The following is a 22106-nucleotide window of genomic DNA, read 5'->3' on the forward strand; positions in this document are numbered from 1 at the left end:
TGGATAAAATAGAGAGATAAAGATAGATAGAAAAGAGCGTAAAGCCGAAAGGGGAACACGAACTTGAATTCAAAGTCGAAATGGTTGTTGACTGGTGTTTCATCTGTATTGGCGTTAACCTTATTGATTCCAACAGCAAGTGCAGATACCTTAAGTGAACTACAGCAAGAACAGCAAAAAATGGAAGAAAAACAAACTGAGTTGAATTCAGGTATCGGTCAAAAATCTACTGAAATAGACCAAAACCAATCTACACTGGAAAATATTATGGCCAAAATCCAGGAGCTCGAGAACCAAATGCTCGAAACTCAGTCAAAAATCAATGGAGTTCAAGGTGAAATCGATCAGACAATGGTTGAAATTGATGATTTGAAGGAATCTATTAAAGAACTCGAAAGAAAAATAGCTGAACGAACAGAACTGTTGCAGGAACGTGCACGTGCCATTCAATTGAGCGGAGGCTCAGTTGACTACATAGATGTATTATTAGGTGCTAATAGCTTTGTTGATTTTATCGATCGATTCTCAGCAGTGAATACATTGATTGATGCAGATCGCGAAATCATGAATGAGCAAGCAGAAGATAAAAAACTATTAGGCGAACAAAAAGCGCAAGTGGAAGAAAAACTTGTCGGTCAAGAAGATCGTCGTGCAGAGCTTGTCAGCCTTAAAAAATCATTAGACGGACAAAAAGCACAGCAAGCAGAACTTGTGCAAGATTTGAATGCTGAGCAAGATCGTTTAGCAAAAGAAAAAACTAACCTTGTTGAGCAGCGTGATGAAACAATTGATGTAAGTGCAGAACTTGAAACAAAAATCGTTAACGAGCAGGCTCGCCTTGCAGAACTTGCAAGAAAAGCAGAAGAAGAACGTTTACGTAAACTGGCAGAAGAGCGTGCAGCAGCCGAGAAAGCAGCCGCTGAAAAAGCAGCAGCACAACGAGTAGCGGCAGAACGCGCTGCAGCTGAACAAGCAGCAGCGGAAAAAGTTGAAGCAGACAGAGCAGCCTCTCAAAAAGCGGCTAACGAAGCACAGGCTTCAAGTGCACCAGTTGCACCAGTTGCACCAAGTACACCAAGTGTAGCCACACCAGCACCGGCACCAGCATACAGTGCGCCTGAACCAGCAGCTACAGTTAATGTGAGTTCTGGATTTATTCGCCCTGCTGCTGGCCGCTTCACTTCTAAATTCGGAATGCGCGATATTGGTTCTGGACCAGAATTCCATCAAGGCGTGGACATTGCCAATAGCAAAGGTACAGCCATTGTTGCTTCGGCCAGCGGATTCGTGTCTTACGCTGGATCAATGGGCGGCTACGGAAACGTAGTCATCATTACACATTCAATTAATGGACAAACGCATGCGACGGTTTATGCACATTTGAACTCGATCGGTGTGTCAGTTGGCCAACAAGTATCCCAAGGGCAAAACATCGGTGGAATGGGGAATACCGGACGTTCGTTCGGTGATCACCTGCATTTCGAAATTCATGTTGGGCCTTGGAACGGTGGGCGTACGAACGCAGTCAATCCAGCAAGTTATATCTCATTGTAAATTTAGGACAGCCGGCATCTCAATGCCGGCTGTTTTTTAGAGTTTTATCATCCTTCACATTTTTAATTTAATATAGTGGAACAAGACGTCTTATTTATCGTATGATGAAAATTGAATGGAGTGAATAACAGATGCCTAAAAAGATTATTGGCTTATTGGTGCTTGCTGTTATGGTTGGAATTGTAATCGTAGGTGCTGTTCAGAATCATACGGCAGAGTCTGAGGCGCTCGATAATATGGCTCTCGGTAGTGATGTAGATTTTTTGCCGACGGACGAAGGCTTGGCTAAAGGCGAACAAGCCCCAGATTTTCAGTTGACCACATTGGATGGTGAAGTGGTGACTTTATCAGACTATAAAGGTCAAAAAGTATTATTGAATTTCTGGGCGACCTGGTGTCCGCCTTGCAGAGCAGAAATGCCACATATGCAAACTTATTATGAAGAACAGGCAAAAAATGAAAACGTCGTAATTTTAGCAGTCAATTTAACCACTGAAGACAGGGGACTCGGAAACATTGAGGATTTTGTTGAAGAGTTTGGATTGGAATTTTCCGTTCCAATGGATGAAGAAGGCGATGTTGGCTCGACCTACCAAGCAATGTCGATTCCAACTTCGTATATGATTGACACTGAAGGGCGTATTCAAAATAAAATAGTGGGTCCAATGGATTTGTCCATGATGGAGCAGTTAGTCGATAATATGGAATAGGGGATAGAACAATGACATCAATTGAAACCAAATCAGTTCATACCGCAACAATGAAGGAACGGACAATCCAATCAAAAGTGATGCCGCTTTACCAAACCTCAGCATTTTCATTCTCTTCGTTGGAAGAACTGGAAGGCTATTATGAAGGAAACGGTACGTATTTGTATTCTCGGACAGCAAATCCAAATACTGATGCTTTGGGCCAAACAGTTGCAGATTTAGAACGGGCACCAAAGGGTGTTTCAGCATCTTCAGGAACATCAGCCATCCTTGCTGGGATTTTGGCGGTTGTTAAAGCAGGCGACCATATTTTGGCCGCTCAGGATGTCTACGGCGGTACCTTGCATTTGTTGAAAGAAGAGCTGGTCTTGATGGGAATCAGAGTTCATTTTGCTGATTTTTCGAATATTAATGAGCTGGAAAAAATTTTAATCGGTACACCGGAAATTAAACTGGTCTTCAGTGAATCGATCACCAATCCATTTTTGCGCATGGAAAATATTGAAGCTCTTTGTGAACTGAAAACACGCCACGATGTTCGCATAATGATCGACAACACATTCGCAACACCTTACACAATGACCCCATATGCACTTGGAGTGGATTTGGTCGCTCATAGTGCAACAAAGTATCTAGGTGGCCATAGCGACGTTACTGCAGGTGTTTTAGTGGGAGATACAGAACTGATCGGCATTGCTGAAAAGCGAGTCGTGAATCTCGGGTTGAACTTAAGCCCTTTTGAAGCATGGTTAACCATTCGCGGCATTAAAACCTTGGCCCTTCGAATGAAAACACAAACAGAAAATGCTCAAGCGATTGCCACATTCTTAGAAGGCAAAGCACGCGTCTGGTATCCGGGGGCAGGAGCCATTGTATCGTTCGAATTGCCGGAAGCAGTCGATGTATCGGTGTTCTTTTCTTCACTCGGGTGGATAAAAATTGTTCCGACTTTGGCGGGCGTAGAGACAACCGTTTCGTATCCATATGGAACTTCACACAGAGCGCTGTCGACAGAAGAAAAAGAAAACATTGGTGTTACACGACAAGTGATTCGGCTGTCTGCAGGAATTGAAGGAATCGAAGATATTTTGGAACAATTGGGCGCCGCTTTCGTTTAACTGAAAAAGAACTGCAGTAAGCCGGTTTTGTTTGGTACAATGAGAGGTAGCTTCAATTGCTGGTGATAGGATGGTGTAAGTACAGTGATAATGGATTTAGTATTCGCGATTGGTAGATTTTTTGTAAATCCGGTTTTATACATAGCATTGCTTGCCGCAGTGTTGTTGGGATATTATCGAGTAAAAAAAGAACGTAAAATTTTCAGGATTCGGATTGTCTACGGACTGACCGAATTTAAAAGGCTCGTAAAAGATGGGTGGTTATATGCCCTTATCTTTTCTGTCCTGTTTGCAGGAATCGGGCTGGTTGTCCCAATCGGATGGCTGATTGCTTTGAGCATCGTGTCTATTCTATTGATGGTGACGACTTTTTATCAGGCTGGTTCATTTATTTACTTGGCGGCTGCAGCCGTTGGGCTAAGTTGGTTGTTTCATGCCAATGGATGGTCGGTGAACTTTGGTCTATTCAGTTTTGAAGGAACAGCATTTGCCTTTCAATGGTTGATTCCAGTGGCACTTATCGCAGGCGCACTTGTGTTCGCAGAAGGAAAAATGATTGATAAAGCAGCAGCAGAGGCTGCATCTCCACGATTGCATAAATCTGGACGTGGCTTAAAAGCAGCAGCATATATCTCGAAGCGCTTGTGGCTATTGCCCATCTTATTGGTGGTGCCAGGTGAATTAATTGATTCCTATGCGCCTTACTGGCCGCAGTTACCGATTGGCGAAACAAATTTTTCGCTGATTTTGTTCCCGTTCATTTTTGGGTTTCTGGGCCGTTCTCAACGCACCTTGCCGGTTTATCTGTATCCAGTGGTTGGTAAAGCCGTTTCGAAACTAGGAATTGGTATTATTGTAATCGGGTTGCTTGCATTAGCATGGCAGCCATTGGCAATTGCCGCTTTGGCAGCCGGAGTAATTGGAAGAATTGCGATCTCAGTTTATTTTGCGCTGAAAGAGCGTGGCGGCAATTACGCCGTTACTCCGCAAGCTCAAGGAGTTATGATTGTAGATGTGCTGCCAGGTTCTCCAGCTGACAAAATGGGCTTGCTGCGCGGGGAAGTGATTCGCAAAGTGAACGGCATTGCAATTGCAAACGAGTCAGAGTTGTATGAAGCAATCCAAGTCAATGCGGCTCATTGCCGTCTGGAAGTACTGGACCATAATCTGGAAGTTCGCTTGCGCCAACATGTTATTTTCCGTCACGATCATCATCGATTGGGATTATTAGTGGTCAATTAAGGAGATAAACAAATGGAATCAATGGTAACCAAGTTTTTTCTGTCACTGCTGGTGCCCGGGCTGCTCGTCATTTTATTTACGAGAGTTACGTTTAACCACATTGTTGCATTGATTTTGACTGTGGCACTGATAGCAGCAGCTGTTTACGCGGGATACACGCAAACGTGGCTGTTGTTCGTTGTGAATGCGGCTTCTCTAACTGCCGGATTCTGGTATTCCACAAGAATGTTCAATCGCAGAAAAAAAGCCGAAGCTCATGAAAATGAGTGACGGCTTTTTTTTGCGTAGCTTCAAATAAATATACTGTACACTGCCAGCACGGCGATTGACCCAAGGACGACAATCATCACATTGGCGCCTGTAACAGCAATGCCAAATGCTGCAATGGCACCAATTATTCCAAACCAGATATTTTCTTGAATAAAAAAGATTGCTGGAAAAATCAATGCCCCTAAAACGGCATAGGGAATATTCCGCAGAATGTTCTGAAGGGATTCAGGCAATTCGCGCCCTTCCAGAAATGTCAGTGGAATAGCACGAGGGAGATAAGTCACCACGCCCATACCCAGTATCATCCACCAATACCATGAACCCATTACGCTTTCACACCTTTCCGTGAAATCCATTCAATGAATATGGCTGAGGCCAATGTAGAAACCATAATAGCCCAACCTGTAGACAGCCATTCGGTGAAGAAAAACAAGGAATTGATCAGTCCGGCAATGACGGCGAGGCTGACTACTTTCCGATTGCCGCGCATCGAAGGCACCAATAGGCCAACGAACATCGCATAAAGCGCAATAGACATGGATGCCTGTAAAAATTGAGGCAGGTTGGCACCGATTAAGTGGCCGACTGCGGTAAAGACAATCCAGCTGCCATAGGCGATGACAATAACGCCAACAGCAAAAGCCGTGCTCAATTTAGTGCCTTTTTGAGTAGCCAATACTGAAAACGATTCATCCGTAATTCCGAAAGCATACAGCGCTTTTTTCCAACGATCATCCGGCTGCATCTTTTCATTAAGCGAAGCCGTCATAAGAAAATGGCGGATGTTGACGATGAAAGTGTTTAGCACAATTACTGCTGGCGCAACCCCCGCAGTGATAAGAGATAAAGAGATATACTGGGCTGCGCCCGCGTAAACAAAGATGCTCATTGCTGTCGCTTCCAGCAAGGAAAGTCCAGTTGTCTTAGCCAACAATCCGAAGGTCAATGCTATCGGAAAATAGCCGATCGCTATGCTGGTCCCAGCCTTTAATCCAGCAGAAAATTCACGTCCGTCCATTTTTCTCGCTCCTTATGTATAGGTATTTCCTTTTCCAAACTCCCTGAAAGGGTGTAAAGTAATTATAATAGCATATCATATAAACATTTTCGTTTTGAAGAGCATTTTTAAAATTTTGCATTTTAAAGGAATGAGCCTATGTCAGAGTTTTTTTCCATGGAGAATATTGTTGAATTGACCCAATCTTACCGGGCATTTGGTCCGTTGATTGGCTTCCTGCTTCCATTCATCGAAGCCTTTTTGCCTTTCCTGCCATTGTTCGTTTTTGTTTTTGCGAATGCAACGGCTTATGGACTTTGGCTTGGCTTCTTATTATCATGGGGCGGTTCGGTCTTAGGTGCTTATGCAGTGTTCTTATTGGTTCGCAAATACGGCCGTGCACGCTTTATGAACTTCATGACACGGCATGAAAAGGTCCAAAAGTTGATTCACTGGGTTGAGCGAAATGGATTTGGCCCGCTGTTCCTATTGCTGTGCCTGCCTTTTACACCGTCTGCACTTGTTAACTTAGTAGCAGGCTTATCAAATATTCGAAAGCATTATTATTTATTGACTGTCATGGCTGGGAAATTTGTGATGGTGTTTACGATTTCTTATGTAGGCTATGACCTGCGTGCTTTATTCACCCAGCCGGTGCGGACAGCGATTGTTGTCTTGGTAATCATATTGTTGTATGTTATCGGTAAAATTCTGGAAAAACGATTAAATAAAAGAGTAGAAGCCGATTTTCGATTAGCGAAAGAAGAACGCGAGAAACACAAGTGACAATAGATTAGTGAAATTAGCAATCAACTTTGCTTAGTTGTATAATTAGAACAAACGTTCTTATTTGGAGGGTGATTGAATGTCTTTGCGCATTGTATACGGCAGAGCGGGGGCGGGAAAAACTCGTTTTGTTCAGGAAGAAATTGTCTCTGAGTTACAGCGGCAGGCAGACGGAGAACCGATTTTCCTTATTGTGCCGGACCAGATGTCGTTTTCCACAGAGTATCGACTTGCTGCCTCCTATGGCATGAATGGCATGATCCGTGCACAAGCTGTTACTTTCAAGCGGCTTGCGTGGCGAGTATTGCAGGAAGTTGGCGGCATCAGCAGAAAAGAAGTGGATACGTTCGGGTATCGCATGCTGATCCGCAGCTTGCTGGAGGACCATCGCGACGATTTTCAATTGTTCCGCAGAGCTGCAGGAAAACGCGGCTTTACAGACCAAATTGAACAACTGGTGAAGGAGTTTGCTCGCTACTGTGTGGATTGCGGGGAGTTGAGCTCAATTCGCTCGTCATTGACGGAAGCAGGTGCTCCAAAAACATTACTCGACAAAGCGGAGGATTTGGAATTGATCTTGACAGAGATTGAAAATCGCCTGGGCAAAGTATTTGTAGATTCCGAAGGCCATTTAGCTTTATTGAGTGAAAAAATTCCTTATTCCGATTTGGTAAAATCGGCGACAATCTATATTGATGGATTTGTCACGTTCACTGCAAGAGAGTACGAGATTCTCTTCGAATTGATGAAGCACGCCAAATCAGTGACCATCGCGCTTCCAATGGATGAACAAACAGATCCATTCGATGAGCAGGCTTTGTTTTACCAGTCTGCCAATACCGCCCGCCGCTTAAGCGAGCAGGCTGCCAAAGAGGGCATTGAGATTGAACATCCGGTGCACCTCAATTTGCCTCGCCGTTTTGCGCACCAGGAGCTCGAGCATATCGAACGGCATTTCGATGATTACCCGACACCGAAAATTCAAGGCCAAGGCCATGTATCATTAGTCGAAGCAGCAAATAGACGTGCTGAAATCCATTCGGTTGCGCGAAGCATACGAGATCAGGCAAGACAGGGGTTTCGCTATAGTGAAATTGCCATCTTGTACCGGCAGCCGGAAATTTATGATGAATTGATTAATACCATTTTTCCACAATATGACATCCCCTATTTCATCAGTCAAAAAAAATCGATGCTGCACCATCCTTTGATTGAGTTCAGCCGGTCGGTTCTTGAAGCGGTTGTTTCCAATTATTCGTACGAATCGGTGTTCCGTGCCGTCAAAACAGATTTATTCTTTCCGCAGGGACCTCTATCAAAATGGCGGGAGCGCAGTGATTTATTGGAGAATTTTGTCATTGCCAATGGTGTATACGGAGAACGCTGGTTTGAAGAAAAACGGTGGTTCTACAAAAAATACCGCGGTCTGGAATTCCATACATCAATCCAGACGGATGAAGAATTGGCAGCACAAATGGAACTTCATGCGGTCCGTGATTTGATCAGAGAGCCTTTGGCGCAATTAAAAGAGCAACTGAAACTTAGCGGAACCGGAAGAGACGTTGCAGAAGCCTTATTCCTATTTATTGAGAAGATGGATGTTTACGCAAAAATTCAAACCTTAAGAGAGCGGGAAGAAACCGAACATCGCTTGTTGGCGGCTACTGAACATGAACAAGCATGGAACCAGTGGATCGGTGTATTGGATCAGTTTGTGCTGATGTTCGGCGACAAAGAAATTGACTTAGCAACAGCTGTCAAAGTTTTGGACGAGGGATTCGAAACGCTGGAGTTTTCCCGCATCCCGCCTTCATTGGACCAAGTGACAGTGTCGAAGATTGATTTAGCGCGTTTAATGGATATCAAGTCGGTATTTGTTATTGGTGCCAATGATGGGGTATTGCCAAAACGTATTGAGCAAGAAGGCATTTTGACCGATGCAGACAGGGACTGGTTTGCACAAATTGGTTTTGAACTGGCTCCAAATTCAAAAATGCGTTTAATGGATGAAACTTATATGGTCTACCGTGCGTTTACTTCTGCTTCAGAACTGCTGACGGTCTCGTTTCCAATCGCAGACGAAGAAGGAAAAGCACTGCTTCCTTCTCTCTATATTCAAAAACTCAAGGATATGCTGTCAATCGACTTAACTCCTGCAGTCATTGATCCGGAAGAGCTTCTGGACACGTCGCCACTTGCTTATATTTCGCATCCTCGGGCAACTCTGGCTTATTTGACATCGCAGATTCGCAGCGGGGAATTGACAGCTGAATGGCGTGCAGTTTTAAACTATTACCGCGAAGATCCATACTGGTCTTCGGTCATTGAACGAATTCTGGCGCCAATTAAACCAAATACAGCAGATCCCCTGCGCCCAGAAATTACTGAGCCATTGTACGGCTCTCCAATTTCATCCAGTGTTTCCCGTGTGGAAACTTATTATAGCTGTCCGTTTGCACATTATGTTACTTACGGTTTGCGCCTTGAGGAACGCAGCCAGTATAAATTGGCGGCTCCCGCTATGGGAGACCTGTTCCATGCAGCAATCAAATGGATTTCAGACGAAGTGTTAAGGCTTGGCGTTTCCTGGTCATCCTTAACGCAAAAACAGTGCCAGAATTTGGCCAAAGAAGCGATTGAGCAGCTCTCTCCATATTTCGTTAATCACATTTTAATCAGCTCCCACCGCTACCGATATATCCAGCACAAGTTGGAAGGCATCATCCGCCAGACAGCATTTATGCTCAGTAAGCACGCCAAAGTTTCCGGATTTGTGCCGGTTGCTTTGGAAGTTGGTTTTGGACCCCAAGAAACCATTCCGCCACTCGACATTCCGTTAAACAATGGCCGCAAAATGAATGTCCGCGGACGGATTGACCGAATCGATTCGACTGAAATTCACGGCAAACCGTATTTGCGCGTGGTCGACTATAAATCGTCCAAGCAGGGGCTCGATCTCAGCAATGTTTATCATGGTCTTTCCCTGCAAACGTTCACGTATCTGGATGTGGCATTGACCCATTCGGATCGCTGGCTGGGGGAAGAGGCGGAACCAGCAGGCGTTCTATACTTCCATATGCATAATCCGATGCTGAAATTGACGAAATTAATGACAGCTGAAGAACTGGAAGAAGAAATGGCTAAATCGTTTAAAATGAATGGATTGGTTGTCGAAGATCCAGAAGTGATCCAGGCGATGGATGATGGGATTGACGGTTACTCCAATGTTATCCCAGTCCGGCTCAATAAAAGCGGTTCAGTGTCTGCCTCCCAGTCGAAAACAGTCATTAAAGAAGACATGCAAGCCATCCGCCGATTTGTACGCGGCAAGCATCAACATGCCGGAAATGGCATACTCGAGGGCAATACAAGCATCACGCCTTATAAAGTAAAAGAGGATACGCCTTGCCAATTTTGTTCCTACCGTTCCGTATGCCAATTTGACCCGTCAGATCCAGAACAAAGCTACCGCAAACTCCCAGCTTTGTCGCCGGATAAAGCAGTAGAGTTGATCAGAAAGGAGACCACTGAAGATGATACCGAAAAAACCGATTGATGCCACGTGGACCGATGAACAATGGCTGGCGATTTGGGCAAAAGGCCAGGACATGCTCGTGTCCGCTGCAGCCGGTTCAGGGAAAACAGCCGTCCTGATCAACCGAATGATTGAAAAGGTGCTGGCTGAACAAGACCCCATTTCAGTGGACGAGCTGTTGGTCGTTACTTTCACCAATGCATCTGCTGCTGAAATGCGGCATCGCATGTCAACTGCATTGGAAAAGGCAGTGGCAGAGAATCCAGAATCAAGCCACCTAAGAAAGCAATTACGTCTGATCAATAAAGCCCAAATCTCTACACTGCATTCTTTTTGTTTACAAGTAGTAAAACAGTATGCTTATTTACTTGAAATCGATCCAGGATTCCGAATTGCCGGAGACACCGAAGCGGCTTTGCTGCGGGACGATGTACTCGAAGCAGTGCTCGAAACAGCTTATGAAGGTGAAGGGGCAGAGGCGGTATACCGTCTGGCAGACAGCTTTACTTCCGACCGCAGCGACCAGGCAATGGAAGTACTGCTTAGCAAGCTATATGATTATTCGCGTGTGCACCCTGACCCCGAAAAATGGCTCGAGCAAGTACCGAGCTTATACGATGTACCAGTGTCAGCATCCGTTGACGAACTGCCATTTATCGGAGACTTAAAACTAACGATACGGCATGCTTTAGAAGAGGCCTTGCAGCTTACGCAGGAAGGCCTGCAATTGTCCTTGCAGCCGGATGGTCCTGCTTTGCTGGAAGGAACATTTAAAACAGATGCTGAAGTGATCCAAGCGGCTATTGCTGCTTTAGAAACTTCTTGGAACAGCCTTTATGATTTTTCACAGTCATTCCAATTCGAAAAAGCAGCGAGCATCAAAAAGGATTCCTGTGACCCTGCAATTGCAGAAGAAGCAAAGGGGATGCGCAATGAAGTGAAAAAAATTGTCAGCGGTCTGTTTGATGCTTATTTCACACGCTCACCAAAGCGCCTGCTTGATGAAATGCGCGAAATGGCTCCCATGATGAAGACGCTAGTGGAACTGACGCAAACGTTTGCCGAGCAGTACAAAACCTTGAAGATCGACCGGGCTTTGGTTGATTTTTCTGATTTGGAGCATTATGCGCTGGAAATCTTATCGGACAATGGCAAAGCTTCTGCCATTGCAACAGAATATCAGGCGCGGTTTAAAGAAGTGTTGGTGGACGAATACCAGGATACCAACCTGTTGCAGGAAACGATTTTGAAACTAGTGAAATCGGGTGGTGAACACGACGGCAATATGTTTATGGTAGGCGATGTAAAACAATCGATTTACCGCTTCCGTCTCGCTGAACCGATGCTGTTTTTAGGGAAGTATTCCCGTTTCCGCCATGATGCCGAGTCTACAGGTCTGCGCATTGATTTAAATGCAAATTTTAGAAGCCGTAAAGAAATACTGGACGGCACCAATTATATCTTCTCGCAAATTATGGGCGAGCGGGTTGGAGAAATCGACTATGACGAGGCGGCAGCTTTAAAAGCGAAAGCTCCTTATCCAGACCAGCAGATTCCAATTGAATTGGCCTTGATTCACGAACCGGAAACGGAAGAAGAAGCAGTGGATGAGGACATGGTGAAATCTCAATGGGAAGCGCGCTTTATTGCCAAGAAGATCAAAGAAATGATGGAACAGGAAATGTTGGTAAATGACCCATGGACACAACAGCAGCGCAAGTTGGAATATCGGGATATTGTGGTGCTGATGCGCTCTATGACCTGGTCTGGAGATTTTGTGGACGAATTTAAAATGGCCGGCATTCCCTTATATGCGGAGTTAACTGGCGGCTATTTTGATGCGCTTGAAGTCATGATCATGCTGAATACGCTGCGCGTCATCGATAACCCATACCAGGACATTCCGCTGACTTCCGTTTTGCGGGCACCGTTTATCGGATTAAATGAAAATGAATTGGCTGAAATCCGCTTGGCGGCTCCTCAAGCCTCGTTTTACGAAGCAGTAAAAACTTTCATGCGCACTGGCACAGGAATTGATCCTGCGGCGGCTGAAAAACTGCAGCGCTTCGTTATTCAGTTGGAAGGGTGGCGCAATCAGGCTCGCCGAGGCTCGTTGGCTGAGTTGATTTGGCAAGTTTATTTGGATACAAATTATTACGAAATGGCAGGTGCGATGACCAACGGCAAGCAGCGGCAAGCTAATTTGCGCGCTTTGCATGACCGTTCACTGGAATACGAAAAAACCTCATTCCGCGGCTTGTTTCGCTTTTTGCGTTTTATTGACCGCATGCGGGAGCGAGGCGATGATTTGGGGACTGCGAAATCACTGAGTGAAAAAGAAAACGTGGTCCGGCTTATGACTGTCCACAAGTCAAAAGGGCTTGAATTTCCTGTAGTCTTTTTTGCAGGTACGGGCCGTTCGTTTAATGAAATGGATTTCCGCAAATCCTATCTATTCGACCAGGATTATGGATTGGCCGTCAAGGCGGTTAACCCGGATACGAGAATTGAATATACGTCTTTGCCTTTTCTGGCAGTAAGAGAAATGAAGCAGCTGCAGATGAAAGCAGAAGAAATGCGAGTATTGTACGTTGCGATGACACGAGCAAAAGAGCACTTGTATTTGACCGCTTCGGTAAAAGATATCGATAAGCTCTTTGAAAAATGGAAAGTCAGCACCAACGAAGTCCGGCTGCCGGATTTTATGCGTTCACGTGCCAAAGGCTATTTGGATTGGATTGGCCCGGCCGTTGCGAGACATCCGGATGCGGCGGAGCAGCTGAATGTGAATGGCAATATTCTCGATCATTCATCCCGTTTTCATATTGAAATCATCGAATCCCAGTCTTTGCTTCCAGGAATTGTGAATTTGGTTAAATTGCTGGAAGGGGAAGAATCGAATGAAAACTATCACAAATTAGTCAGTGACCGTTTTAATTATCAGTATCCGCACCAAGGAGCGGTTGAGAAGCGGTCCAAGCAGTCCGTGACAGAAATGAAACGGCTGCAAATGCTGCAGCGCAATGATGAACCTGAATCATTCATTCAAACGGCAAAACCTGAAAGAACAATGTTGATGCACCGTCCGGATTTCATGACAGACAAGCGCTTGTCAGCATCTGATGTGGGAACCGCTGTACACGCGGTTATGCAGCACATTCCATTGAACAGAACGATGGACGCTGCTGAAATAGGTGAATTTATCGAAACGCTGGTAGGAAAGGAAATTTTGTCTCCTGACGAAGGCAAAGCCGTAAAAGTGGAAGAAGTCGAACGCTTTTACGAAAGCCATACTGCGGAACGCTTGCGAGCAGCCAAAAATATCAAGCGAGAAGTTCCGTTCACATACGCCAAACAAGACGCAGATGGGGATCATCAAATCATTCAAGGAATCGTCGATTGCCTGTTTGAGGAACCGGATGGCTGGGTGCTGCTCGATTATAAGACGGACCGTGTAACGCATATGAGTGATGTGGATAAAGAAATGAGCGAGCGCTATAGTGTGCAGCTGACTGTTTACCGGGAAGCCGTGGAATCGATTCTTCAGATTTCGATTAAAGAAAAATTGCTGTATTTATTTGCGGCAAGTGAGGAAGTAAACATTTAGGAGGAATATTTTGAACTTACAACCAGTTTCTTTAAATGAACGTGTAAAAGCCATTGATTTAATGAGAGGGTTTTCGCTTTTTGGCATTTTGGTCATTAACATGCTGGCTTTCCATTCGCCTTTGTCTTATATAGATCCTTATAAATGGTTTAATGGAAATCTGAATGAAGGGATATATTTGTTTATTGATATTTTTGTTCAGGCAAGCTTCTATCCCTTGTTTGCCATGTTGTTCGGCTATGGACTGGCTATGCAATTTATGCGTGCTGAAGCCAAGCAGCGCCCTTTTATTCCAGTAGCAGTTAAGCGCCTGTCAGTTCTTCTGCTGTTTGGCATTATTCACGCCTTTTTAATCTGGTATGGAGATATTTTGATCACCTATGCCATTATGGGCTTTCTGCTTATCGGAATGATCCGTTTGCCATCAAGCTGGTTAATGGGCTTTGCAGTCATCATCTATGCACTGCCTCATCTGTTGCTGTTGGGGGTCATGTTTATCGCGGCAGCAGCAGATCCAAATACGTATGTAGGGTACATGGAAATCGAGAGTTCGATTCAGTCTTACCAGTCCGGCAGTTTTGCAGAAATTTTTAGCCAACGCTTGCAAGATTGGACCTATACGAACAATTTCGTCGGCTACATTATTTTAATCGCGACCATCTTGCCGTTTCTGATGATCGGTGCAGCTGCCGGAAAATGGCGGCTGATTGAACGGACGCAGGAAAAACGCAAACTATGGCTGTTTTTAGCCATTGTTCCATTGCTGATCGGCTTGTTGTTGAAGGCTGCGCCATTTCTATTTGAACCAAACTATGCCTTTGTCTATTTGCAGGATATTTTTGGAGGACCGCTTGTAGCAATTGGCTATGCAGCCATTATCGCTTTGCTGGCTCAAAAATCCAGCTTGCAAAAGCTATTATCTCCGTTAGCGAAAGTCGGACGGATGTCACTAACGACTTATATTACCCAATCGGTATTGGCAACATTGATTTTTTATTCGTACGGCTTTGGTCTTTATGGGCAGGTAGATTTGTTGACCGGAACTTTGATTGCCATCGGAATTTTCGTCGTTCAGTTGATTTTCGCAGAAATTTGGTTTGAAAAATTTTCAAGAGGGCCGCTTGAAAGTGTCTGGAGAAAATGGACATATGGAAATAAATTCGAAAAAACTAACAATTCAAAACCGTGAATGTGTATAATGAATTCAACCACAGAAAAGGAGTGTTTGACGAATGAAGCTGTTATCATTTCGCTATGAAGGAAAAGAAGGATTCGGACCAAAAGTTAAAAAGGAAGAAGCTGTTTGGGATTTGCTTGCCATCCAACAGCAATTAGAGGTCCTGCCTGCATTCCCAGCACAATTGATAGAAGGAATTCCGCAAGGTCTGGAGTTTGTTGAACAAATTCGCAAATTGACGGAAGCCGCTGTTCAGTCTGACCACTCTGAAGAATTCAAACACTCTTTTTCAGAAATTGAATGGTTGTCGCCAATTTCCAGAACACCTAAAAATATTATTTGTGTTGGAAAAAACTATGCAGATCACGCAAAAGAAATGGGCGCCGATGCTCCAGTAGATTTGGTGGTTTTCACCAAGTCGCCTACTTGTATTTCAGCAGACGGCGAAACGGTTTCTGTTCACAGTGATTTGACTGATTCTTATGATTACGAAGGTGAATTGGCTGTGATCATCGGAAAAGCCGGCCACAACATACCTAAGCAAATGGCATATGACTATGTGTTTGGCTACACAATCGCAAACGATTTGACTGCACGGGATCTGCAAGAAAAACATCAGCAGTATTTCCTGGGGAAAAGCTTGCCAGGTTCATGCCCAATTGGACCTTATATCGTCACAAAAGATGAGATTCCACAAGCACAAAACCTGTCCGTTGTGACAAAAGTGAATGATGAAGTGCGCCAAAACGGCAACACAGAAAACATGATTCGCCGAGTGGATGATCTTGTTGCGGAAGTATCAAGATACATTGCGTTAGAACCGGGAGATGTTCTGCTTACCGGAACACCGGCTGGAGTCGGCAAAGGCTTTAATCCACCAAAATTCTTAAAAGCAGGAGATACGGTGAAAGTATCAATTGAGTCCATCGGGACACTCGTCACACATTTGTCATAAGATCTGAGCTCTTCTCATCGTCCGATTTGTGATAAACTGGAAAGGACTTTATTAGAAGAGGTGAGCTTTTGGATATTTTTACACAGACCACACATTTACACATTACGACATGGGTTGTTGCAGTCGTTTTGTTCTTGATCGCAGCATTTATGCAGCGTGACAGCAAAGGCCGCAAAATTCTCCACATGGTATTGAGATTGTTTTACATTTTGATCATTATTACAGGACTTACATTGTTTATCGAATGGTCTTCTTCAGATCCAATGCTTTACGGCATTAAATTCCTATTGGGTGTTTTGACAATCGGAATGATGGAAATGGTTTTGGTTCGTTCGAAAAAACAAAAACCGGTCACGATGTTTTGGGTATTGTTCGCAGTGTTCTTATTTGGAACAATGTTCATTGGCCTTATGTTGCCAATCGGTATGGATTTCTTTTAAACAAAGCAGGCAGGTGCATCCAGCACCTGCCTTTTTTGTTTTTTGAAAAGCGATAATTCGGTTCCATCTGCGTACCCTATTTTTCTCGATTTTCACAGTTTAGACGAAACTCCGGGAAGTACTGGCCGAAAGCTGAACTTAACATGGCGACGGCAGCCGGATTTTGATAAAATGAATCGGGGTAGAACGCAATAGCAACCTCATTGAAGGAGGATTTTGGATTGAAAGCAAAATGGATTTCAAGCATATTAACTGGCGCATTGCTGATGACCTTCGTTACTCCAGCATCTGCTGCAGAAGAGCGTGAACTGAAAGATGAGCTCATCTATGATGTGCTGGTTGACCGCTATTTTAATAAAAAAATTGACAATGATTATGAAGTGAACGCATTGGACCCTGCCAGTTTCAGTGGGGGCGATTTTGATGGCATGGCCAGCGAACTCTTATTTGTGAAAGAAATGGGCTTTACCGCTCTTTCAATCGGACCTGTTTTTTCGACCGCTACATATGATGGAAAAAGAGTGTTGGACTATAATGAGTTCGAGCGCCATTTTGGAACAGAACAAGAATTTACTGCATTGGTAACTGAAATTCATGATCAGGATATGAAAGTGATTGTGGATGTACCGACACAGCAAGTTAGTGAAGATCATAATTGGATGGCTAAACACCCGGAATGGTTTACAGAAAATGAAGATAGCAGCCTTGCACTAGATACCGCGAACCCAGAAGTTCAAGAAGCGTTAATTGCTACCTTTTCGGATTTTAGCGAAACCTATCAAGTTGACGGTTTTCGGCTTCAGGACGCAGATCAGTTGGATCCCGAGTTTGTTGTGAGTTTTTCCGAAGCGATGAAAGACGTTCGGAACAGCTATATCCTTAGCGACCGGGAACTGCAGGATAAAGCTGGATTTGATGCAGTGGTCATGCCGGGTATTGAAGAAACGCTTCGTGCCGGGTATAAAAATTTTGATCAGGATTTGACTGGAATTTCTTCTGCTATGCAAGAAAGCCAGGACAACTTGATTCAAGTGGATTCATTAATTGGATCGAGATTTACTGCCGATGTAGTTGAAGAAAATGGATTTCCGCCAACACGATGGACCTTGTTGTTGACCCAGCTATTAACAATGCCTGGAATACCGGTTGTCCAGTACGGATCTGAATCAGCAATGAATGGGACAGAGCTGCCAAAATCTCACCAAATTCTGGATATGGCAGTAGACAAAGAACTGGTTGACCATATTACAGATTTGAGCTCATTGCGCAATTCTTCCGAGGCATTGCGAAACGGTGAGTTGGAAATGCTGCATGACGAAGATGGCTGGATGGTCTATAAGCGTTCCAACGATGAAGAAACATGGATTGTTGCCATCAACAACTCGTCTTCAACGAAGAACATTAACCTGCCTGCAGATATTATTGGCGATGGGCAGGAGTTGCGTGGTTTATTTGAGAGCGATATTATCCGCCAGGAAGACAATGGAGGATACCGAATCACACAGGACCGTGAAATTGCGGAAGTGTTTAATGTAATAGAGGAAACCAAACTTAACGCGGCTTATATTGCGACTCTGGCAATCATGTATTTGGTGTTTATGCTGTTCCTATGGATCGTTTGGCGCAAAGGCAAACAACGCAAAGCAGATGCAGCCAAACAACAGGCAACTGAACATACAGCACAATAGGATTATAAAAACAGGCAACGATAAAGCGATTCGCTTTATCGTTGCCTGTTTTAATGGCGGTATTATTTAGTGATGGCCTTATAGCCAACCATATTGATCGGGTCTTTGGGCGAAGAGTAGGGAGGGGCATAACAAAGCTCAAGCGCCTGTAAATCGTCGATGCTCAACCCGGCATAAATGGCAGTGACGAGGACATCTATGCGTTTGTCGACTCCCTTGCCGCCAATACATTGTCCACCTAGTATTTTACGGGTCTTTGGATCGTAGTGGACCTTTAACGTGAGTTGCGAATGCTCTGGGTAGTAGCCGGCATTGGAATTGCCAGTATGGATGACCGTGGCAAAATCCAAATTTTTGTCTTTGATTGCCTGTTCATTCAATCCAGTCATGGCAGCTGTCAATGAGAAAATCTTCAAGACAGATGTGCCAAGCAATCCTTTTTTCGCTATTTTGTCTCCCATCAAATGGCGTGCTGCGATAAATGCTTGCCGGTGAGCGGGAGAAGCAAGCGGGACTCTCTTGGGATCGCCTGTCACCATGTCAACATTTTCGGAAGCATCACCTATTGCATAGACAGATGGATCGTTAGTTTGCATAAATTCATTGGTTTGAATGCCACCGGTTTCACCGATTGTCAGTCCGGCGTTTTCAGCAAGTTCTGTATTTGGTTTCAAGCCGATGCTCATGATAATAAAATCAGCCTGAAGCTCGATGCCATTTTGCAACTTCATGGTTGTGCCGTCAGTTTTTTCAATTGAAGTCCCTGTAATCAATTTGACCCCATGAAGCGACAACTCTTTTTCGATGATCAATGAAATGTCGTTATCCAGAATGGACATAATTGTGGGAGATTTATGCACCAGCGAAACATCCAAACCGAGGTTTTTCAAGTTTTCTGCCATTTCAAGGCCGATAAACCCGCCGCCGGATACGATACAGCTTTTGGGCTGTGTGGATTTGATAAACTGATCAATCTTCTGCATATCCCCATAGCTGCGCAATGTGAAAACCTTTGACGAATCAAGCCCTTCAACTTCCGGTACAATGGCGGAGCCGCCGGGTGACAAGATTAACGCATCGTAAGGCTCATCCCATTGTTCACCGGTTTCCATATTCCGGACCAAAACTGTTTTGGCCTCTCTATCAATTTTCAGCACTTCGTGGCGCAATTTCACATCGATATTGCGCTTGGTTCTAAATTGTTCGGGATCTGCCATAATAATGCAGCTTTCGTCTTTTATGACGTTGCCGATGACATAGGGAGTGCCGCATGCTGCGTAAGACATAGTAGAATCACGGTCAAACACCACGATATGCGCTTCTGGATCATAGTATCGAATTTGGCCCGCAGCTGTTGCGCCGCCGCCAACTGCGCCTACAATGACTATTTTTTTCAACGTCCGATCAGCTCCTGATCAATCTGATTAAAGAAGAATAATGCCAAAGTTCCGGGACCGGTATGTGCAGCAATGACTGAACCAATCATATGGACTTCAACATGTTGAGGGTTAAAGTTCTCTTCGATTTCCTGCTTCAGAACATTTGCGAACTCTTCATCGTCGCCATGGCTAATGGCAATGGTTTGCTGATCCAATTGTCCCCCGCGTTCTTTCATTAGTTCAATCATTCGCTTGATGACTTTTTTGCGTCCCCGTAACTTCTCGATGGGCACCAGCTTGCCTTCTTCTACGTGAAGCAATGGCTTGATGTTCAACAATCCGCCAACAAAAGCGCTTCCTTTGGAAATACGCCCGCCTTTCGCCATATAATCCAGGTCTTCTACAGTAAAGAGGCTTTCCAAGTGATTGGCCATAAAGCGAGTCTTTTCAATAATTTTTTCCAGCGGCTGTCCAGCATCCCGCAATCTAGCAGCTTCTTTTACCAGCAGGCCATAGCCAAGTGAAGCGGCCTTTGAATCCAGTATAGTCAGCTGTAAATCAGGATATTCTTCCCGAACCTGATCGGCTACCATCACCGCCGTACTGTATGTGCCGGATAGCTCAGAAGAAAAGGCGATATAATAACCTTCATCTCCGTCTTTTGCCAGCTGCTCAAAAGCGGACAGCATTTCTTCAGGAGAAACCTGTGACGTTTTTGGATGATTGCCTGCACGGATTGTTTCAAATACTTTAATCGACTGAATGCCCCGGATATCTTCATAATCCTGATCTCCAATATGGACACGCAGTGGAAATAAAACGACTTGTTCATTATCAAAAAAATCCTTTGGCAAGTCTGATGCGCTGTCAGCAAATAATCTCATAAGCAAATCCCCCTTTTTAATTTACAGTTTCAGTCGGTCAATCAGCAACTCAGCAATGCCGTCTTCGTTGTTTGATAACGTAATTTCATTAGCAATATTTTTCAAAGGGTCAATTGCGTTGCCCATTGCCACGCCAACCCCCGCAAAATCAATCATTTCAAGGTCGTTGTCTTCATCCCCAAAGGCGATGATGTGTTCTCTCGAGATGCCGAGGGACTTGGAAACACGATCTAAGCCAACTGCTTTGCTCATGCCGCTTTTGACAATTTCAATCACGTGCCAAGGGGCTCCCCAGCGGCGATGGTCAATCACTTCGGCATGAACAGATGACAGATGGTCGTGAATTTCCTGTACCCGTTCATAAGGGGCGTGGATCAAAATAGAGGTTGGATCTGTCTTCAAGAAGTTGCGCAAATCGCCTGTTGTAATGGTCGGATCGCCAAATCGGAAAATATCCATGAGCTTTTCGTCATGATGGTGGACATAAACATCGTCGAGGACTTCCGCAACAATATTATGGAAATCATAATCATGCATGGATTCGACCACTTCGTGCACTACGTCTAATCCAATAGGGGTATGGTGAGTTCCCCAGTGGCTGTTGGTTGGGTGATGTACAAAGGCACCGTTAAAGTTCACAATTGGTGTCGTCAATCCCAGCTCCTTGTAGTAAGTCTCACTGGAACGGTATGGACGTCCCGTTGCAATCATCACCTCATGCCCTGCTTCAATTGCTTTATTTAAAGTTAGTTTTGTTTTTGCTGAAATGACTTTCTGGTCTGTTAATAAGGTTCCGTCCAAATCAAGAACGATTAAATGTTGTTTCATAATATAGCCGTCTCCTTTCTATCTATTCCTAGTGTAGCGATAAAGCACAGGATTCGTCAAAAAATGTTGAGGAAATGCAAAGATTCAATTGGAAAAGAATTGGTGATTGCCGGATTTCTGGAAGATTGGTAGGATGAATAATGAAGGAAGTGAATGCAGTTGAGAGTTCAACGACAAATATGGGGACATATCCCGTTGCTTCATATAACTCCGGATCAAACAGCGGAGACGGCATTGCCAACAGTTGTTTTTTTTCATGGCCATATGAGCGCTAAAGAGCATAATTTGCATTATGCCTACCAATTGGCTGAAAAAGGGATGCGTGTCATTTTACCGGATGCGTTACTGCACGGAGAACGAAGCGAAGGATCAGATGAGGTTCAAATCAGTTTGCGGTTTTGGGAGATTGTCTTGACTTCGATCGAAGAGCTGGCGTTTTTACACAAAGAATTACATGAACAGGGACTGGTTGCTGGAGAACCTGGGGTAGGCGGTACTTCCATGGGAGGCATCACTACTTTAGGGGCACTGACCGTGTATCCGTGGATTCGGGCGGCAGCTGTCATGATGGGTGCAGGAAATTACGTAGAGCTGGCGCAGGCACAAATGGCTCAATACGAATCGAGAGGGTTCCAGCTGCCGATCAGTGCAGACGAACGCGAGCGTATGCTGTCGACTTTAGCTATTTTTGACAGCGGCAAGAACCAGCCGAAATTTAATAGCCGCCCCCTTTATTTCTGGCACGGGGAACAGGATGTAACAGTGCCATTTGAGCCAACTTATCGTTTGTTCAAAGAACTGAAAGAACACTATAAAGCGACACCGGAAAACATTGCATTTACTCGTGAAAGAGAAGCGGGGCATGCCGTCAGCCGAAAAGGAATGCTTGAAGCGACGGAGTGGCTGGCGAAACATTTGAAGACAGAGTAAGCGTGT

Annotated in this window: 18 protein-coding genes; 13 read left to right on the forward strand and 5 right to left on the reverse strand. The window is 44.6% G+C overall.

What is annotated here, in order from left to right; translation table 11 throughout:
- Positions 1-63: 63 nt before the first annotated feature.
- From AC4EHK_RS04980 to AC4EHK_RS05000, 5 genes are all read left to right on the forward strand, one after another.
- On the forward strand, positions 64-1554 hold the full coding sequence (locus AC4EHK_RS04980) for a murein hydrolase activator EnvC family protein (protein WP_490977682.1): 1491 nt from the start codon (positions 64-66) through the stop codon (positions 1552-1554).
- A gap of 131 nt (positions 1555-1685) precedes the next feature.
- Positions 1686-2264, forward strand: a complete 579-nt coding sequence (locus AC4EHK_RS04985; RefSeq protein WP_490977683.1) for a TlpA family protein disulfide reductase — start codon at positions 1686-1688, stop codon at positions 2262-2264.
- A gap of 11 nt (positions 2265-2275) precedes the next feature.
- A complete protein-coding gene (locus AC4EHK_RS04990; protein ID WP_490977684.1) occupies positions 2276-3382 on the forward strand; it encodes a trans-sulfuration enzyme family protein in 1107 nt (368 codons plus the stop codon).
- A 90-nt stretch (positions 3383-3472) separates the two neighbouring features.
- Entirely contained in the window at positions 3473-4624 is a 1152-nt protein-coding gene (locus AC4EHK_RS04995) for a PDZ domain-containing protein (RefSeq protein WP_490977930.1), read from the forward strand.
- Between the two features lie 12 nt (positions 4625-4636).
- Entirely contained in the window at positions 4637-4894 is a 258-nt protein-coding gene (locus AC4EHK_RS05000; RefSeq protein WP_490977685.1) for a CsbA family protein, read from the forward strand.
- A gap of 20 nt (positions 4895-4914) precedes the next feature.
- On the opposite strand, the gene AC4EHK_RS05005 is transcribed toward AC4EHK_RS05000, so the two are convergent.
- Positions 4915-5220, reverse strand: coding sequence for an AzlD domain-containing protein (locus AC4EHK_RS05005; RefSeq protein ID WP_490977686.1), 306 nt, complete (start codon positions 5218-5220; stop codon positions 4915-4917).
- On the reverse strand, positions 5220-5912 hold the full coding sequence (locus tag AC4EHK_RS05010) for an AzlC family ABC transporter permease (RefSeq protein WP_490977687.1): 693 nt from the start codon (positions 5910-5912) through the stop codon (positions 5220-5222). Before AC4EHK_RS05010 ends, AC4EHK_RS05005 begins: the two co-directional genes overlap by 1 nt.
- 138 nt (positions 5913-6050) lie before the next feature.
- On the opposite strand from AC4EHK_RS05010, the gene AC4EHK_RS05015 reads away from it, so the two are divergent.
- From AC4EHK_RS05015 to AC4EHK_RS05045, 7 genes are all read left to right on the forward strand, one after another.
- A complete protein-coding gene (locus tag AC4EHK_RS05015) occupies positions 6051-6677 on the forward strand; it encodes a TVP38/TMEM64 family protein (RefSeq protein WP_490977688.1) in 627 nt (208 codons plus the stop codon).
- A 79-nt stretch (positions 6678-6756) separates the two neighbouring features.
- Positions 6757-10233 carry a helicase-exonuclease AddAB subunit AddB gene (gene addB, locus AC4EHK_RS05020; RefSeq protein WP_490977689.1) on the forward strand — a complete coding sequence of 1159 codons (3477 nt, stop codon included), beginning with the start codon at positions 6757-6759 and terminating at the stop codon, positions 10231-10233.
- Entirely contained in the window at positions 10211-13819 is a 3609-nt protein-coding gene (gene addA / locus AC4EHK_RS05025) for a helicase-exonuclease AddAB subunit AddA (RefSeq protein WP_490977690.1), read from the forward strand. The genes addB and addA overlap by 23 nt, the downstream gene beginning before the upstream one ends.
- Before the next feature lie 10 nt (positions 13820-13829).
- A complete protein-coding gene (locus tag AC4EHK_RS05030) occupies positions 13830-15008 on the forward strand; it encodes a DUF418 domain-containing protein (protein WP_490977691.1) in 1179 nt (392 codons plus the stop codon).
- A gap of 43 nt (positions 15009-15051) precedes the next feature.
- The gene (locus tag AC4EHK_RS05035; RefSeq protein WP_490977692.1) at positions 15052-15951 is read left to right on the forward strand and encodes a fumarylacetoacetate hydrolase family protein; all 900 of its coding nucleotides are present in this window, start codon (positions 15052-15054) and stop codon (positions 15949-15951) included.
- 68 nt (positions 15952-16019) lie between these two features.
- Positions 16020-16391: a YisL family protein gene (locus AC4EHK_RS05040; protein WP_490977693.1), complete on the forward strand. Its 372-nt coding sequence runs from the start codon at positions 16020-16022 to the stop codon at positions 16389-16391.
- A gap of 221 nt (positions 16392-16612) precedes the next feature.
- Positions 16613-18079 carry an alpha-amylase family glycosyl hydrolase gene (locus AC4EHK_RS05045; RefSeq protein WP_490977694.1) on the forward strand — a complete coding sequence of 489 codons (1467 nt, stop codon included), beginning with the start codon at positions 16613-16615 and terminating at the stop codon, positions 18077-18079.
- 62 nt (positions 18080-18141) lie between these two features.
- Here AC4EHK_RS05045 and AC4EHK_RS05050 read toward each other — a convergent pair whose 3' ends face one another.
- From AC4EHK_RS05050 to AC4EHK_RS05060, 3 genes are read right to left on the reverse strand one after another with little or no spacing between them, the layout of a single operon-like run.
- Positions 18142-19476 (reverse strand): CoA-disulfide reductase, encoded by a 1335-nt coding sequence (locus tag AC4EHK_RS05050; RefSeq protein WP_490977695.1) that lies wholly within the window; start codon positions 19474-19476, stop codon positions 18142-18144.
- Positions 19473-20342 carry a DegV family protein gene (locus tag AC4EHK_RS05055; protein WP_490977696.1) on the reverse strand — a complete coding sequence of 290 codons (870 nt, stop codon included), beginning with the start codon at positions 20340-20342 and terminating at the stop codon, positions 19473-19475. The genes AC4EHK_RS05050 and AC4EHK_RS05055 overlap by 4 nt, the downstream gene beginning before the upstream one ends.
- Positions 20343-20363: 21 nt before the next feature.
- Positions 20364-21170: a Cof-type HAD-IIB family hydrolase gene (locus AC4EHK_RS05060; protein WP_490977697.1), complete on the reverse strand. Its 807-nt coding sequence runs from the start codon at positions 21168-21170 to the stop codon at positions 20364-20366.
- A 159-nt stretch (positions 21171-21329) separates the two neighbouring features.
- On the opposite strand from AC4EHK_RS05060, the gene AC4EHK_RS05065 reads away from it, so the two are divergent.
- Complete coding sequence (locus AC4EHK_RS05065; RefSeq protein ID WP_490977698.1) at positions 21330-22100, forward strand: prolyl oligopeptidase family serine peptidase; 771 nt, start codon at positions 21330-21332, stop codon at positions 22098-22100.
- Positions 22101-22106: the final 6 nt, after the last annotated feature.

This window comes from Planococcus sp. TJ-307, assembly GCF_058268435.1.

Coding starts and splice junctions, on each gene's coding strand:
- AC4EHK_RS04985 (WP_490977683.1), top strand. CDS start 1,686: ATGCCTAAAAAGATTATTGGCTTATTGGTGCTTGCTGTTATGGTTGGA.
- AC4EHK_RS04990 (WP_490977684.1), top strand. CDS start 2,276: ATGACATCAATTGAAACCAAATCAGTTCATACCGCAACAATGAAGGAA.
- AC4EHK_RS04995 (WP_490977930.1), top strand. CDS start 3,473: ATGGATTTAGTATTCGCGATTGGTAGATTTTTTGTAAATCCGGTTTTA.
- AC4EHK_RS05000 (WP_490977685.1), top strand. CDS start 4,637: ATGGAATCAATGGTAACCAAGTTTTTTCTGTCACTGCTGGTGCCCGGG.
- AC4EHK_RS05005 (WP_490977686.1), bottom strand. CDS start 5,220: ATGGGTTCATGGTATTGGTGGATGATACTGGGTATGGGCGTGGTGACT.
- AC4EHK_RS05010 (WP_490977687.1), bottom strand. CDS start 5,912: ATGGACGGACGTGAATTTTCTGCTGGATTAAAGGCTGGGACCAGCATA.
- AC4EHK_RS05015 (WP_490977688.1), top strand. CDS start 6,051: ATGTCAGAGTTTTTTTCCATGGAGAATATTGTTGAATTGACCCAATCT.
- addB (WP_490977689.1), top strand. CDS start 6,757: ATGTCTTTGCGCATTGTATACGGCAGAGCGGGGGCGGGAAAAACTCGT.
- addA (WP_490977690.1), top strand. CDS start 10,211: ATGATACCGAAAAAACCGATTGATGCCACGTGGACCGATGAACAATGG.
- AC4EHK_RS05035 (WP_490977692.1), top strand. CDS start 15,052: ATGAAGCTGTTATCATTTCGCTATGAAGGAAAAGAAGGATTCGGACCA.
- AC4EHK_RS05055 (WP_490977696.1), bottom strand. CDS start 20,342: ATGAGATTATTTGCTGACAGCGCATCAGACTTGCCAAAGGATTTTTTT.
- AC4EHK_RS05060 (WP_490977697.1), bottom strand. CDS start 21,170: ATGAAACAACATTTAATCGTTCTTGATTTGGACGGAACCTTATTAACA.